Origin of the sequence: Streptomyces sp. NPDC007025, from assembly GCF_042869455.1 — a bacterium.
Classification (GTDB): domain Bacteria; phylum Actinomycetota; class Actinomycetes; order Streptomycetales; family Streptomycetaceae; genus Streptomyces.
In genome coordinates this window covers 67,599-82,091 of the sequence record NZ_JBIAFT010000017.1, presented here as the reverse complement: position 1 = coordinate 82,091, position 14,493 = coordinate 67,599, and the positions used below count along the sequence as shown (strand labels likewise).

Sequence of the window (14,493 nt, the reverse complement as noted above, 5' to 3'; positions counted from 1 at the left end):
TCACGTAAGACCGAACGGGCAATGAGCCGCTGTCCGCGGCCACCTCACACCACGCCAGCAAGCCGTCGATGGGCGGCAGAAGGGAACCACTCATGACATCGCTCCGCGACTACCTGGCCAGCTACGCAGCTGGTGACGTCAGCCGGGACGAGATGCTCACCAGGGCCGCAGCCTGGCCCCTGCAAGAGCGTGACCACGACCCCGCTCACACGCTCCCGGACCACCAGGACAACACCGCAGACGTGCTGTCAGCAGCCATGCTCAACGGCCATATCTCGGAGGAGGACTACCGCGAGATCCTGCGCCGCCGAAAGCTACGCTGACACGACAATGATCAACCGGAAGGGGCCGGACGGGGAATGGACGTACTGCGCGAGGAATACCGCGACCTCTACCGGCACTTGCAAGAACGTTTCACCACAGGCGACTTGTCCACCGGCGAGGCCGACACCTACGGCCAGCACCACCAAGGCGGCCTGTGGACGATTGAACGCCTCCGACTGCACCAGGAGATCCTGGAGGAGGCCAAAGCCGCCTGTTCCAACCTCCCGCGCGACGGCCAGGCTGTGCTGCTGACCTCGGGTCCGCCCGGCGCCGGCAAGGGGACCTCACTGGGGCTGCTGCGCACCCGCCAGGGAGACGGCACAGAACTGGGCGACGCCCTCAACCAGGCCCACGGGGTGGATCCCAGCGAATACCTGGTCTTGGATCCCGATCAGTTCAAGGAAGCAATCATCCGCCACGGCGGGGCCCCCAAGCTCCCTCCATCTGCATATGCGCTGCCCGGCGGACGGCAGCTGGCTCCGGCGGAACTGGCCCCCTTGGTCCACCGCGAGAGCTCCTTCCTGCAAGACACCTTCGAAAGCTGGGCGCGCGGGGAAGGCTTCAACCTGATCTACGACGGCGTCATGAAAAACCTGGACAGGACTCGCACCCTCCTTGGCGACCTTGCCGAAGAAGGGTATGGGCGGCGCGTCGTCCTGAGCGTCGAGGTGCCCATGCGCACGTCGCTGGAGCAGAACGCGTTGCGGTGGCAGGCAGGCCGCGTCGAATTCGACGCGGGCCGAGACCCCTACGGCGGCCGCATGGCCCCCGAACCCCTCATCCGCGCCCTGTACCCCACGGATGCGGGAGCTTCCTACTCCGTCGCTCGCGCCAACGCCGAGCAGCTCCACGCAGAAGGAGCCCTCACAGGGCTGATCGAACTCGACCGCGGAACATGGGAAGACACGCCCGCCCCCGGCCCGCATGCCCTGACACCGCAGTTCCAGACCCAGGAAGCCGGCATGCGGATCAGTACCGCAGCCGCCCGGTCCAAGTCCGTCACGGTCAAGCGCCGACCCAGCCGACCGTCTGGGACCGATACCCCCCAGGTCCCCCGGCCAGTGGCCCCACGTCAGGACGCGCAGCAACACGAACGCCGTGGTCGTGGGAAGTAACGCAGTCCGAGGGCGGGTGTGAGTAGTTGCGGTACTGAAAGTGCCGTTGAGATTGATCTTGCTGAGGCTGGGCTACTCGGTGCAGCGGTTCGTGGGGCCGGTGTGCACCCGCGCGGCGGGGAGGGTCGGTCAGCCCGCCCGTGCAGGCGTGGGTGCCGGGGTGCATGGTGACGGCCGAGAGGGCGCGGCGCGTCCTGCCGATCGGAGAGCACCACGAACCTGGGACGGGCCGCAGGGTCGTTCGGCCAGTGGGGCGCTCCACCTTGCGGCCCGCCCCAGAACCGTGGTGGGCGGAGCCCGTCAGGACGCACCACACCCCCTCTCGGAGGTCATCATGCTCACCCCCCCCGCTCACCCCCACACCCCCTGCCGGTACCGCCTGGGACCTCACCGAGATGCCCCACCACGCAGGTGAGTGGGTCTTCCCCGGCCGGTACGTGCTCACCATCCCGGGCCGCGACTGGGCGCACACCCCCGACACCTGCCCCGCCGGCGACCGCGACACGGAGTGGTCGGGCACGGCGACAGCGAGGTCCTGCTGTGCACCGGGTGCGGGCTCGACTGCACCTGACAGGCCCCGGGCCCGGCGCCGCGGAGGCGCCGGGCCTCTGCGGATCCCTCCCGGGAGCTGGCGCGGGCCGCGAAGTTCGCTCTGCCTCGGTGTGTGTTTGCCGGTGCAGCAGCGAGGCCCGGCGCTCCGCGGCCAGTAGCCGGTCCCCGCGCCCGGGTCGATGATCGTCGTGTCGGGGCAGGGGCTCAGCTGAGTGCGGCCATGGCCGTGAAGAGCAGTGCCATGACGCAGGCGGCGGCGCCCACGGGCTCGACGAGGCGGGGGTTTTGGTGGCAGACGTACAGCGTTCCAGCGCCTGCCAGCAGGATGGGCAGCAGTTGGGATGCGGGCATGAGGTGCTCCTCACGAAGACGGGTGGATGGGCGGTCCCGGAACCGTGAGGCTGAGGATGGAATGCGCAGAGGTAAGCCCCGCAACCCCTGTCATTCAGCGCCCGATTGCTTCAGGCACGTTGCCAGCGTGGCCGTTACTTGCCCGAGGTCTCTTCGCCGGGACCGTCGAACGTGATGAGCGGGACGTCGTCCGCGTCTGCCCAGCCGGGCGGGACCGGTGGCAGGTCGACGAGGGGTGTGTCCTGGTCCGCCCAGATGCGGCGGGGCCGGAGCGGGATCGTCGTGTCCTCCCGGTATGGGTTCTTGGCGAAGCGCTGGTGGGCGGACTGGCGGGTGACGCCCATGGCGTCGCCGATCTCGGGCCAGGTGTGCTCGATGTCGCGGGCGGCGGTGACGGCGAGCTGGAGGCGCTTTCCGCTCATCTTCTCGGCGGCGGCCGCGGCCGCCGCGGCGGCCAGGGGCCGGGTGCGGGCCAGGTCGGTGAGCATCTCGCGCAGGTGGTCGGTGGCCTCGCGTACCCGATCGGGGACGGTGGCGCCGAGCAGGCGGGCGAGGTGCTGGATCTCCCAGGCCGCATACGGCCCCGTGTTGTCCTCGAACCCGTCGGTCTTGCCCCAGTCGTCGAAGTCGATGGGGAACATGTCGGTAGAGCGCCAGCCGCAGGTGCAGCCGGCGCGTACGGCCACGGCCCGCGGCCCGTGCTCGCCGTCGTACATCCACCAGGAGCTGTTGGGGGAGGTGCCCTCGGTCCCGTCGGGCCGGGTGAAGGGCACCTGCACCGGCGCCGGTTTGCTGCCGTCGCCGAGGACGGCCACGCAGTGCCCCTCGTGGTCGCCGCCGAACTCGTCGCTCTCCCACCCCATGTGTCACACCTTCCTGACGCTGCTCATGCGCGTCAGGCATTCCTGACGCACCCTGGAGGAGGCAGTATTCCCGACGCGGGCCGCCCAGCGTCAAGAATTCCTGACGCTGGGCCGAGTCGTCATAATGTCGCGACGGCGTGCGGGAGCATCAGGAATTCCTGACGAAGGGGGAGGGGGGAGTGTTCGCTCCGGATAACCTCACATATCCGGGATGAAGACGCTACAAAAGGTGCTACGGAAAAACTGACTTCCCGGACCCTCTGCGCTCATCATGCGGTAACCGTACAAGACGCATGAGCGTCAGCTCCGGACTGACGGCGACTTCACGTCAAATGCTGGCTGACACATCGTATTTGTCAGCCGATCGCTGACACCTGTCAGATGTCAGCTCTAGGGTGACGCCATGATGGACAACACCGACGCCCCGGCCGCCGACACCGGCCCCCTCTCTCCCTGCGACGAAGCCCGCATCGCCCATGCGGGCTCCCTCATCCGCCTCGCCCGCGACCTTCTGGACCGGGTGCCGGTCGACCCCGACGCCGAGCCCGGCGCCCTGCTGGCCGCCGCCCTCCGGGCCGAGAAGGACGCCGCGGATCTCGTCGCCGCGGCGGTCGTCGCCGAGCGGGAGCGCGGCACCTCCTACGACGTCCTCGGCCGCGTCGCGGGGATGTCCCGGCAGAGCGCCCACAAGAAGTGGGCAGGCGCCGTGGCGGCCTGGGCCGCCAACGGCCGCACCTGCACCACCGACCCGGCGGGCGCTCTCGACAAAGCGGCCCTCTACGACCAGTGGTACACCGAACTGTGCCCCGGCGGACAGGAGAAGGCGGTCACCTCCGGGCTGGATGCCGTGCGCATCCCCGGCTCCCAGCGACTGGACCGCGCCCGCCGCGAGCGCGCCGGGAGCCTCCGGCAGAGCCTCGACGCGCTCCGCGAGCAGGGCAAGATCATGTCCGAGGAGTACAACCGGCTGCGCCAGACCGACGACCTGGCCGGTCTGGAGGCAAACCTGCTCGCCACCGTCGACAACGACGAGAAGGTCGCCCGCCTCTACGACCAGCTCGTCCCCCTGGAGCCGGAACTGGCCGACGAACACCACGCCGATGCCGAGCGGCACCGTGGCTACGCGACCAACAATCGCGACTACGCCGACGTGATCGCCCGCCAGCTCCAGCAGCAGGGGTGAAGCAGCCGTGTATTGGTGGAAGATCCGGCCCATGTCGGTCTGCGAGCAGCGCAGTACGGCCGCCGACGAGAAGAGGAAGACCACATGAAACCCCACAGCGAACCCGGGTCGGCCCCGGCCGAGGACTACACCCCCGAGGTACTGGCCAGACTGCAGGAGCTGGAAGACCGCTCCGTCCGGCACGATCAGGACTTGCGGCCCGGAGAACACCGTCAACGGTTACGGCTCCGACTGGAAGGACTGGCAGCGGTTCTGCTCGTTGCTGGGCCTGCCGGTCACCGCCATCACCCCCGGCAGCCTCACCGCATTCGTGGAGTGGCTGTGGGTCCAGCCCGGATGGCGCAAGGGGACCTGCATGGCGCCCACCACCATCGACCGCCGTCTGTCCGGCGTGGTGGTCACCGGCCGCGATGAGTACCGGCTCAAGCTCGACAATACCGTCGCCGCCCGCGCGCCGCGTCCTGAAAGCCAAGAAGCGCGAGCTAGAGAAAAGCGAGGAGACCCGCGGCCGTGGACCCGCCGCCGCTCTGGTGATCGAGGACTTGGACAGGTGCATGCACGCTGCTCCCGACACCCGGCTGGGCATCCGTGACTGCGCCATCGCCAGCGTGCACTTCGGCATCACCGGCCGCGAGCACGAAGTCGCCGCACTGCGCCAGCGCCACATCACCGACCACCCGCAGGGTCTGGTGGTCGACGTGCGCGTTTCCAAGGTCAAGCCCCGTCTCGTCGTGTTGAAGTACGGGAGCCGCCTGTCCACCTGCCCGGTGCGCAACCTGAAGGCATGGAGGGAGATCCGGGGGTGGGACGATCCGGATGACTTCCTCTTCAAGCCGCTCCACCCGCGCTGGCACACCGTTCTGGACGGTGGCCTGTCCCCCGAGGCCATCGGCGACGTCATCACCCGCCTCGGCGCCCGGGCCAAGCTGCCATACCGGCCCACCGGGCACTCGCCCCGGCGCGAGGCGGCCACCAGCTCCCACCGCGCCGGAAACGACCGCAAGGTCATCGCCAAACAGGGTGGCTGGAGTGACAACAGCACCGCGCTGGAGTCCTACTTCGAGATCGACGACGGCTGGGAGAACAACGCCATGAACGGGGTGCTGTAGCGCCGGGCCATGCGCAGGGTGCGATCCCGACCCTCGTCCTTCATGGGGTTTGCATCTTCGCAACTTCGTCCTGCGCGATGACGGTTCATTCTTCCGATCTCATCCAAGAACTCGTGACTCGGTATTTTGTGTGCCGCATGTTCTTGGGAATGGTGATTCCGTTCAGCGTTGCGCATGGGATTTTCTTTGTGCATTTTGATGCTAAGGTGCGGGTACAGCATCCGTGCTGGGATCCACCCACTGTGGCCCCGCTCCCTGGCGGGAACGGGGCCACTCGCCACGATGGATCCGTCGGCGGTCCACCTCCTGGCCGAGGTGGGCCGCCCTTTCTATGAGAACAGTTCGACCACTTCCTGCGCCGTCCTGACCGTCCAGTAGGCCGCCATGGCCCACAGGTAGGTGGCTGTCGCCACTATCACGACCCTGTTCTCATTCGGACCCATCGGCTCGGGTACCAGCAGACTCCACCAGTACCTGCGCATAAATAATCACCCCCTCTGCGCACGTCCGACAGGGCCCGGTCACAATACCGCGTTCCCAGGAGTTAGAGGAAATGCCGATCCACGCAGATCAAAACCCCCCTGTTGTCTGACCGGCCGGTAATTCCGATCCGCGTGGATCGGCATCCATTCATCGTTCGCCTTCCCTGCGTACGGCCAGGTCAGTGGTACGCGGAGCTGGTGCTCTCTCAGCGCCCGCCCAGGGCAGTTGTGTCGAAGGACGGCGCGATGTACTCGGCGACGGCCCGGCGGCACCACGCGGTGGTTTCGGGGGATCGGGTGCGCTCGATCTAGCTGTCGAGCTGCTCGCCCGCGAGGCGTGCGGCATCTGGTGGCAGCAGGTGCCGGTCCATCAGGTCGTCCAGGGCATGACGGAGCGCGGTACGCTCCGGCCCCTCGGGCAGGGCGCGGCGAGCGGTGTGCAGGGCCCGGCAGATGGCGGCTTGCCCGACGGCCAGGACTTCCCGGTACTCCTCGCCACCTTCGGTGAGCCGGGCGACGGACTGCTCTCGGGTGAGACCACCCCGGTGGGCGAGCGCCTCCACCAGGGCGCTCTCTCCGTCCCGGCACCGGGCGTCGATGGCCCCGGTTTGCTCCTGCCAGGTGGGCTCCGGGAACTGGCCTACGAGTTCGCGGCCCTCCTGGGTCCAGTCGTGCAGGTCCCGGTCCGGGTGGCGCGGCCCCCAGGATTCCGCCCACTCGTACGGGCCGTCGGCCCCGATGCCGAGTACGGCCGCGATGTTCGCGGACTGCCAGTCGGTGTGCACCAGCGTGCGCCAGCCGGTGCCCGTCCAGACGATCAGCGATGAGTCCGGCGGATGCTTGGCTCCCGAGTGCCAGGCGGGTTCGGGGATCTTGGACCGGTCCGGCGAGGCCGGGCGCGGAGGGGACGAGGCCACGGGCCGGGGCCGCTCGGAAGCGCCCGGGGCCGGGAGGTAGGTGTCCGTGGTCATGGAGATGACGCCGAAATCGGTGCCGTGCTCCACGACGTCGGCGCGGGCGTAGTGGCCGTCGTGCGCGGTGTACGCGCGGGCAATCTGGCGGGCGTCGCCGCGGCTCGTGCACCAGCCGACTGTCTGCCAGTTGGGTGCACCGCCGTGGTAGTCCTCGCCCAGCACCTCGCCCCTGTGCCCGATGCGGGGGATGTCGCGTCCCCTCGGCAGGAAGGCAGGCCCCGGTGCTTGGCGGCGCGCACCGGGCTGAGCCCCGACGATACGGTCTCGCGCCGTCGGGTACCGGGGGAAGCGGGGTCCAGGGGGCGGCGAAGCCCTCTGGTACCACCGCGCTCAGCCAGAGGTCTTTCACCGCCTCTCACGGAGACATGAAGGAGCCCCCAGAAGATTTTCTTCTGGGGGGCTCTGCCGTTCGGCCGTGTAGGACAGGAGTGTGCTCGGCCGACGGTTGCCGTCCGCCCCGCGACAGGGGAGGCACGGGACGAACGGCCGCTTACGTTGCTGGCCGCGAGGGGCGGCCAGCAGTTTTCGTGACAACGAGACGGGCGGGATCCTGTGCCTTCCATTCGAAGTTTCCGACATGCAGTACGTACGTCCCGTCAGACATCACGTCCGTGACGGTGCCCACCCGGTCGGCGAGCGTGTCGTGTACCTCGTCGCCCATGCGCGGCTCAGCCATGGTGCGCCTCCTGTCGGGTCTCTTGTTGTGTGTTGGTGGTGTATTTGTGCGAGCGGCTGTGCCGGGGCCGCAATCGAGGCTGCGCAGCGGATCGGAGTCCCGGGCGCCCTCCCCCAGGAGAGGGCGCCCGGGCTCAGGGCCCGGCCGACGACGAGCGCCAGGCCCCGGGACCTGCGCGGCCTGTCTGCCCCGCGTCGCTTGCAGTCCCGGCAGCGCAGCTGCCGTCAATCGGCGGCCCGGGGCGGCGGACGGCCGGAGGCTCGGGGCGGCGGACGGCGGGCGGCTCCTGGGGGCGGATGGTCCCGACGGCCGGCTCCCGGACACGGGGGCGATTGGCGCCCTCCGGGTTGGGCATCTGCTGTTCGGGAAGGCGCGGTCGCGTCGAGACCGCGCGGTGCCGGAGGGGGAGGGCGACGCAGTGGCCGACCAGGAGAGCGGTGAACCGCCGGAGGGACTGACAGCAGCGGAGACCGGACTGTGGCACGCGTACCGGAACGGCAACGCGTACGACCTGCGGGTCGGGGACCCGGCCCGGGACGACGCGCACGGCGACATCCCCTGGGGGCCCGAACGCACCGTCCGGGCCCGGGTGATCTCGCTGCTGCTCCTCGGCGGGCCGCCTCCGGTGCCCGGCAGGGCGCCCGCGCTGAAGCTGGCGGGCTGCCGCCTCACCGGGCCGCTCGACCTGTCGAACTCGGAGATCACCGTCCCCTTCGAACTGCGGCACTGCCGGTTGGAGGAGCCGTTACGGCTGGTCGACTGCCGAGCGGGCACGGTCATTCTGCACCGGTGCCGGATACCGCGCCTGGAAGCGGAGCGGCTGGCCGTCACCGGCGATCTGCGGCTGACCGGGAGTGAACTTGTGCACGGTCTGCTGCTGGCGCAGGCCCGCATCGGCGCGGATCTCGCCCTGGAGGAGGTGCGGTTGGGCAGCGTCGGGAGAGGCCGGGCGCTGGACGCCGACGGGCTGAACGTCACCCGGGACGTGGCGGCCGACCTGCTGCGGGCCACAGGTGAGCTGACCCTCCGGGCCGCGCGGGTGGGGGGCGCGGTGAGCCTGCGCGGATGCCTGCTGCGGCATTCTGACGGCGGGCCGGTGCTCACCGCGCCCCGGCTCACCGTCGAGGAGGACTTTGTGCTGGCCCCCGCTCCGCGCCGTCCGGGGGGCGGCTCTCCGTCCGCGCCGGACGGCCGGCCGCGGGTCGCCCGCCTCCACGGCGGTGTCCAACTGGACGGCTCGACGTTCGGGGGCGCGTTGGACTTCCAGGACGCCGACCTGGAACTGGCAGCGGACCAGGAGTTCTCGTTGCGCTCCGTGCAGGCGGCGGAGCTGCGATTCACGCCCCGGGCACCGGAGCGCGGCCGCGTGGTCCTCCAGGACGCCTCCGTGCGCCGGCTGGTCGACCGTCCGGACAGCTGGCCGAGCGACGGCCGACTGGTACTGCGCGGCTTCACCTACGAACAGCTCGCGCCGGGGGCCCCCTTCCCGCTGGCCCGTCGGCTCGCGTGGGTGCGGGCGGCGACCCCGGAGTTCGCTCCCGAGCCCTACGACCGTCTCGCCGCCTGCCTCCAGGCCGGAGGCGAGGACGCGGACGCGCACACCGTCCTGCTCACCAAGCTCCGGCGGAGACGGCGGACGCTCCCGCTGCCGTTCAGGGCCTGGGAACATGTCCAGGACGCCGTACTCGGCTACGGATACCGGCCCGGACGCGCGGTCCTGTGGCTCGGCCTGCTGCTGTCCGCAGGGACGGTGTGGTTCGCCCGCAACCCGCCGGCTGCGAACACGCCCGGTGAGGGGCCGCACTGGGTTCCTGCCATCTACACCCTCGATCTCCTGCTGCCGGTGCTGGACCTCGGGCAGGAGACGGCCTGGCGCCCCGCCGGGCTCTCCCAGTGGGCAGCCCTGGCGCTGGTCGTGCTGGGCTGGCTGCTCGCCACGATCGTGACGGCGGGAGCGGCGGCCGTCGTCCTGCGCCGGAACTGAATCCGGTCGGGCGGTGGGGGCGGTGGGGGCGGTGCGGGCGGTGCTCCGGAGCCGCTGAGCGGTCCCCGGATCCGGGCCGGGCCCGCCGGTGGGGGAGCCGCGGGTCCGGGGTCCGCCGGTCCGGGGCGCCCGGCGTCGGAAACCAGGTGCCGCCATCGGACCCCCCATGTGGCTCAGGCACATACAGCCCGCACGAACTGCGGAGGTGCGCCACATCCGGGGGCCCGCGGGGCGCTCCTAGGCTGCGGCCATGACGCCTGAGCCCGAGTCCGTGCCTCCGCAGCAGCAGTCGCCCGTACCGACCCGCTCCGTCCACCTGGACCTGACCGGCCGGACGGCACTGGTCACCGGCGCGGCGAGCGGCATCGGACGGGCCTGCGCACTGCGGCTCGCGGCGGCGGGGGCCCGGCTGCGCGCGGTGGACCTGGACCCGGAGGGGCTCGCGTCGCTGGCGGCCGAGGTCGCCGCGGCCGCCGGGGGGCCTGCCGGTGCGGCGCCCGTGGAGAGCCACCCCCTCGACCTGACGGACGCCGACGGGCTGGACGCGGTGGAGGGTGCCGCGGACGGCGCCGACGTGCTCGTCAACGCGGCCGGTACGCAGCTCGTGCGGCCGATCGAGGAGTTCCCGCCCGAGGCGTTCCGCCGGATGCTCACCCTCATGCTGGAGGCGCCGTTCCGCACCACCCGGGGCGCGCTGCCCGGGATGTACGCGCAGGGATGGGGGCGGATCGTGCACATCTCGTCCGTGCACGGGCTGCGGGCCTCCGCCTACAAATCGGCGTACGTGGCGGCCAAGCACGGTCTGGAGGGACTCTCCAAGACGACGGCCCTGGAGGCGGCGGCCCACGGTGTGACCGCCAACTGTGTCAACCCGGCGTATGTGCGTACCCCGTTGGTGGAGCGGCAGATCGCGGACCAGGCCGAGGCGCACGGCATCCCGGAGGAGCGGGTGGTGGCCGAGGTCCTGCTCGCGGACTCGGCGCTGAAGCGGCTGCTGGAGCCGTCCGAGGTGGTCGAGGCGGTCGCCTATCTGTGCACTCCCGCCGCCGGATTCCTCACGGGTTCCTCCCTGCCCCTCGACGGCGCCTGGACCGCTCACTGACCCTGTGCCCATGCACAGCACCACCGACCACGGTCCCGACGGCCACAGCTCCGCACGCCACGAGAGCGCCGCGGGCCACGAACCGCCGGGCGACGCCGCACCCGCCGCCTGCCTCGGCTATCTGGAGCTGCTGGCCCGGGGCGCCCCGGCCGAGGCGTACGAGGACCCGGCGGCACACACCGCAGCCGAGGGGGGCGTGCCCGCCGCCGAACAGGGCAAGCAGCTCGCCCTGCGCATCCACGCCGAGCTGGAGGGCAGACGGCGCCGCGAGGCGGAGCTGACGGCGCTGTTCGAGACGGTGCACGACCTCGCCGGACTCCGCGACCTCGACGACGTGCTCCAGGCCATCGTCCAGCGCGCCCGCCGGCTGCTGGGCACCGAGGTCGCCTATATGACCCTCAATGATCCCGAGCGGGGCGACACCTACATGCGGGTCACCGAGGGTTCGGTCTCGGCCCGCTTCCAGCAGTTGCGGCTCGGCATGGGTGAGGGGCTGGGCGGGCTCGTGGCGCAGACCGCGCGCCCCTACGCGACCCAGGACTACCCGCGGGACGCCCGCTTCCAGCACACCCTCCCCATCGACCGGGGCGTCGGTGAGGAAGGGCTGGTCGCCATCCTCGGAGTGCCGCTGCTGCTCGGCGGCCGGGAGGTCATCGGCGTGCTGTACGCGGCCGACCGGCGCGAGCGGGTCTTCGAACCGGAGCAGATCGCGCTGCTGCGCTCGTTCGCGGCGCACGCCGCCGTCGCGATCGACAGCACCCGCCTGCTCACCGAGACGACCCAGGCGCTGGCCGGGCTGCGTGCCGTCAACGAGACCATCCGCCGCGCCTCCGACATCCACGACCGGCTGACGGAGCTGGTGCTGCGCGGCGGCGGGGTGGACGACGTGACCCGCGCGCTGGCCGAGGTGCTGGGCGGCCGGGTGGAGTTCCGCGACAGCGTACGGTTCGGCGACGTACCGGCGCAGGCGGGCGGCGTGGCGCCCGGGGGCGTGGCCTCCGGGGGCGTGCCGCCGGAAGGGGCACCCCCCGCTCCCGTGCCCTCCGACGGCGTACCGGCCGCGGTCGAGCGCTCCCGCCGCGACGGGCACGCCGTGCGCGAGGGCGGCAGCTGGGTGTCCGCCGTCTCCGCGGGCGGCGAACTGCTGGGCGCGCTGCTGCTGCACGGGCACCCGGACCTCGACCCGGTGGACCAGCGCACCCTGGAGCGCGCCGCGATGGTCACCTCGCTGCTGCAACTCGCCCGCCGCTCGGCGGGCGAGGCCGAACAGCGGGTCCGGGGCGAACTGCTGGACGACCTGCTGGACGCCGCGCACCGCGATCCGCACCTGCTGCGCGACCGCGCCGCGCGGGTCGGCGCCGACCTGGACGTACCGCACACCGTGCTGGCAGCCCGCCTCGACCGGGCGCCCGACGCCGGGGCGCCGTCCGACGCCGGGACGCCTTCCGGCGGCCCGCCTGGGGACGCGGCGCACGCCTCTGCCGCCGGGGCGCCGCCGCACGACGCCGGGCAGGCGCCCGACGAGGCGGAACGGCAGCGCCTGTGGTCCGCGGCCGCGCATCTGGCCGCCACCCGCCGCGGACTGGCCGCGACCCGGGACGGCGGACTGGTCCTGCTGCTGCCCCTCGAAGCCACCGACCGGGGCGCCCCCGACTCCGGTGACACCGGCCCCGACTCGGCCGATGCCGTCTCCCGTACGGCGCGCCGGACCGCCGCCGAGTTGGGCCGCGCTGTGGGCTGCCCGGTCACCGTCGGCGCCTCCGTGCCCGTACCGTCCCCGGCCACCCGGCCCGGTTCCGTCGCCGCCGCCTATCCGGAGGCCCGGCGCTGCCTGGACGTGCTCAGCCTGCTCGGCCGCCGCGGCGACGGCGCCGCGGCCGAGGACCTGGGCTTCCTCGGACTGCTGCTGGCCGATACGCGGGACGTCACCGGATTCGTCCGCCGCGTCCTCGGCCCCGCGCTCGACTACGACCGGCGGCGCGGCACCGAACTGGTGGCCACCCTCGACGCGTACTTCGAGAGCGGCGCCAGCCCGGTGCGCGCCAAGGACGTCCTGCACGTGCATGTCAACACCGTCGCCCAGCGGCTGGAGCGGGTCGGCCGGCTGCTGGGCGACGACTGGCAGGCGCCGCACCGCGCGCTGGAGATCCAGCTCGCCCTACGGCTCCACCGGCTGACGGGCGCCCTCGGCGGCTGAGCCGGGGGAGTCCGGGGCGGGCGTCGCCCCAGCGGCCCCGGCCGCCGCCGCGTCCGGCTCCCCCACGGTCGCCAGGTCCCGGTCCCGGGTCTCCTTCGCGCAGGCCAGCGCCACGACAGTGAGCAGCGCGGCGGCGATCACATACACCGACACCAGCGCCGAACCGTCGAACTCCGCCAGCAGCGCCGTCGCGATCATCGGAGCCGGAGCACCGGCCGCCACCGACGAGAACTGCGCGCCGATCGAGGCGCCCGAATACCGCATCCGGGTGGCGAACAGCTCGGAGAAGAACGCCGCCTGCGGCGCGTACATCGCACCGTGCAGCACCAGCCCGACCGTCACCGCCAGCACGATCAGCCCGAAGCTGCCGGTGTCCAGCAGGGCGAAGAACGGGAAGATCCACACTCCGACGCCGGCAGCGCCCAGGATGTAGACAGGGCGCCGCCCGACCCGGTCGGAGAGGGCGCCCCACAGCGGGATGACGGTGAAGTGGACGGCGGAGGCGATCAGCACCGCGTTCAGTCCGGTCTGCTTGGACAGGTCCAGGTGATCGGTCAGGTAGACCAGCAGGAACGCGGTCAGGACGTAGAAGCTGATGTTCTCCGCCATCCGGGCGCCCATCGCGACCAGCACGTCCCGCCAGTGATGCCGCAGCACGGCCAGCACCGGCATCTCCTCCGCCGCCGTCGCGCCCGCCGCGCGGTCCCGCTCCTTGCGGGCCTCCGCACGGGCGCGAGCCTCCCGGAAGACGGGCGACTCGTCCACGGCCAGCCGCACCCACAGGCCGACCACCACCAGCAGCCCGGAGAGCAGGAACGGTATCCGCCAGCCCCAGCTCTCGAACGCGCCGTCGGACAGCAGCGCCGTCAGCGCCGCCAGCACGCCCGTGGCCAGCAGCTGACCGGCCGGCGCTCCGGTCTGCGGCCAGGAGGCCCAGAAGCCGCGCCGCCGCGGATCCCCGTGCTCGGAGACCAGCAGCACCGCGCCGCCCCACTCGCCGCCCAGCGCGAAGCCCTGCACCAGCCGCAGCGTCGTCAGCAGGACGGGAGCGAACGCGCCCACCGTCGCGTGGGTGGGCAGCAGCCCGATGGCGAACGTGGCGCCGCCCATCATCAGCAAGCTGATGACCAGCAGTTTCTTCCGGCCGACGCGGTCGCCGTAGTGGCCGAAGACCAGCGCGCCCACCGGGCGGGCCGCGAAGCCGACCGCGTAGGTCAGAAACGCCAGCAGCGTGCCGACCAACGGATCGGAGTCCGGGAAGAAGAGCTTGTTGAAGACCAGCGCGGCGGCCGAGCCGTAGAGGAAGAAGTCGTACCACTCGATGGTGGTACCGACCAGGCTGGCCGCGACGATCCGGCGCAGCGACCGCCCGCCGCCCGGCGCGGACTCGGGAGCCTGGGAGGACTCGGAGGACTTGGGAGACCCGGCGGAACCGGAGTCATGTGGGGACGAGGAAGCGGAGACCATGCCGCCGCACGCTAGGTAACCCCGCCCCCGGCCCCCATGTGGCCGCACCCCACACTTCGCCGCCCCGCTGTCCGACGGGACCCCACCTCGCTCCCGGGCTCCCGGGGGGCGCGT

At 71.8% G+C, this 14,493-nt stretch carries 12 protein-coding genes; 7 read left to right on the top strand and 5 right to left on the bottom strand.

Going from position 1 to position 14,493, the window contains the following annotated elements; all coding sequences use genetic code 11:
* Window positions 1–92 precede the first annotated feature (92 nt).
* Both ACFYMO_RS28220 and ACFYMO_RS28215 read left to right on the top strand, forming a co-directional pair.
* Complete coding sequence (locus ACFYMO_RS28220; protein WP_388549890.1) at window positions 93–323, top strand: hypothetical protein; 231 nt, start codon at window positions 93–95, stop codon at window positions 321–323.
* A gap of 36 nt (window positions 324–359) precedes the next feature.
* Complete coding sequence (locus ACFYMO_RS28215) at window positions 360–1,439, top strand: zeta toxin family protein (protein WP_388549887.1); 1,080 nt, start codon at window positions 360–362, stop codon at window positions 1,437–1,439.
* 756 nt (window positions 1,440–2,195) lie between these two features.
* Here ACFYMO_RS28215 and ACFYMO_RS28210 read toward each other — a convergent pair.
* Together ACFYMO_RS28210 and ACFYMO_RS28205 are read right to left on the bottom strand one after the other, a co-directional pair.
* Window positions 2,196–2,342 carry a hypothetical protein gene (locus ACFYMO_RS28210; protein WP_388549884.1) on the bottom strand — a complete coding sequence of 49 codons (147 nt, stop codon included), beginning with the start codon at window positions 2,340–2,342 and terminating at the stop codon, window positions 2,196–2,198.
* Window positions 2,343–2,476: 134 nt separating this feature from the next.
* Entirely contained in the window at window positions 2,477–3,205 is a 729-nt protein-coding gene (locus tag ACFYMO_RS28205; RefSeq protein WP_388549881.1) for a hypothetical protein, read from the bottom strand.
* A 403-nt stretch (window positions 3,206–3,608) separates the two neighbouring features.
* Here ACFYMO_RS28205 and ACFYMO_RS28200 point away from each other — a divergent pair, with 403 nt between their 5' ends.
* A complete protein-coding gene (locus tag ACFYMO_RS28200; RefSeq protein ID WP_388549878.1) occupies window positions 3,609–4,388 on the top strand; it encodes a hypothetical protein in 780 nt (259 codons plus the stop codon).
* Window positions 4,389–4,607: 219 nt separating this feature from the next.
* Here the strand turns inward: ACFYMO_RS28200 and ACFYMO_RS28195 are convergent, their stop codons facing one another.
* Entirely contained in the window at window positions 4,608–4,790 is a 183-nt protein-coding gene (locus tag ACFYMO_RS28195; RefSeq protein WP_388549876.1) for a hypothetical protein, read from the bottom strand.
* A 152-nt stretch (window positions 4,791–4,942) separates the two neighbouring features.
* On the opposite strand from ACFYMO_RS28195, the gene ACFYMO_RS28190 reads away from it, so the two are divergent.
* The gene (locus ACFYMO_RS28190) at window positions 4,943–5,497 is read left to right on the top strand and encodes a tyrosine-type recombinase/integrase (RefSeq protein ID WP_388549873.1); all 555 of its coding nucleotides are present in this window, start codon (window positions 4,943–4,945) and stop codon (window positions 5,495–5,497) included.
* Between the two features lie 790 nt (window positions 5,498–6,287).
* On the opposite strand, the gene ACFYMO_RS28185 is transcribed toward ACFYMO_RS28190, so the two are convergent.
* Window positions 6,288–7,115 (bottom strand): hypothetical protein, encoded by an 828-nt coding sequence (locus ACFYMO_RS28185; RefSeq protein ID WP_388549871.1) that lies wholly within the window; start codon window positions 7,113–7,115, stop codon window positions 6,288–6,290.
* 932 nt (window positions 7,116–8,047) lie between these two features.
* Between ACFYMO_RS28185 and ACFYMO_RS28180 the strand changes: the two genes are divergently transcribed.
* From ACFYMO_RS28180 to ACFYMO_RS28170, 3 genes are all read left to right on the top strand, one after another.
* Window positions 8,048–9,613, top strand: a complete 1,566-nt coding sequence (locus ACFYMO_RS28180; protein WP_388549868.1) for an oxidoreductase — start codon at window positions 8,048–8,050, stop codon at window positions 9,611–9,613.
* Between the two features lie 250 nt (window positions 9,614–9,863).
* The gene (locus ACFYMO_RS28175; RefSeq protein WP_388549865.1) at window positions 9,864–10,715 is read left to right on the top strand and encodes a 3-hydroxybutyrate dehydrogenase; all 852 of its coding nucleotides are present in this window, start codon (window positions 9,864–9,866) and stop codon (window positions 10,713–10,715) included.
* Between the two features lie 10 nt (window positions 10,716–10,725).
* Window positions 10,726–12,912, top strand: a complete 2,187-nt coding sequence (locus ACFYMO_RS28170; RefSeq protein ID WP_388549862.1) for a helix-turn-helix domain-containing protein — start codon at window positions 10,726–10,728, stop codon at window positions 12,910–12,912.
* On the opposite strand, the gene ACFYMO_RS28165 is transcribed toward ACFYMO_RS28170, so the two are convergent.
* Window positions 12,874–14,379 (bottom strand): MFS transporter, encoded by a 1,506-nt coding sequence (locus ACFYMO_RS28165; RefSeq protein WP_388549859.1) that lies wholly within the window; start codon window positions 14,377–14,379, stop codon window positions 12,874–12,876. The genes ACFYMO_RS28170 and ACFYMO_RS28165 overlap by 39 nt on opposite strands.
* Window positions 14,380–14,493: the final 114 nt, after the last annotated feature.

Coding starts and splice junctions, on each gene's coding strand:
- ACFYMO_RS28220 (WP_388549890.1), top strand. CDS start 93: ATGACATCGCTCCGCGACTACCTGGCCAGCTACGCAGCTGGTGACGTC.
- ACFYMO_RS28215 (WP_388549887.1), top strand. CDS start 360: ATGGACGTACTGCGCGAGGAATACCGCGACCTCTACCGGCACTTGCAA.
- ACFYMO_RS28210 (WP_388549884.1), bottom strand. CDS start 2,342: ATGCCCGCATCCCAACTGCTGCCCATCCTGCTGGCAGGCGCTGGAACG.
- ACFYMO_RS28205 (WP_388549881.1), bottom strand. CDS start 3,205: ATGGGGTGGGAGAGCGACGAGTTCGGCGGCGACCACGAGGGGCACTGC.
- ACFYMO_RS28200 (WP_388549878.1), top strand. CDS start 3,609: ATGATGGACAACACCGACGCCCCGGCCGCCGACACCGGCCCCCTCTCT.
- ACFYMO_RS28190 (WP_388549873.1), top strand. CDS start 4,943: ATGCACGCTGCTCCCGACACCCGGCTGGGCATCCGTGACTGCGCCATC.
- ACFYMO_RS28175 (WP_388549865.1), top strand. CDS start 9,864: ATGACGCCTGAGCCCGAGTCCGTGCCTCCGCAGCAGCAGTCGCCCGTA.
- ACFYMO_RS28170 (WP_388549862.1), top strand. CDS start 10,726: ATGCACAGCACCACCGACCACGGTCCCGACGGCCACAGCTCCGCACGC.
- ACFYMO_RS28165 (WP_388549859.1), bottom strand. CDS start 14,379: ATGGTCTCCGCTTCCTCGTCCCCACATGACTCCGGTTCCGCCGGGTCT.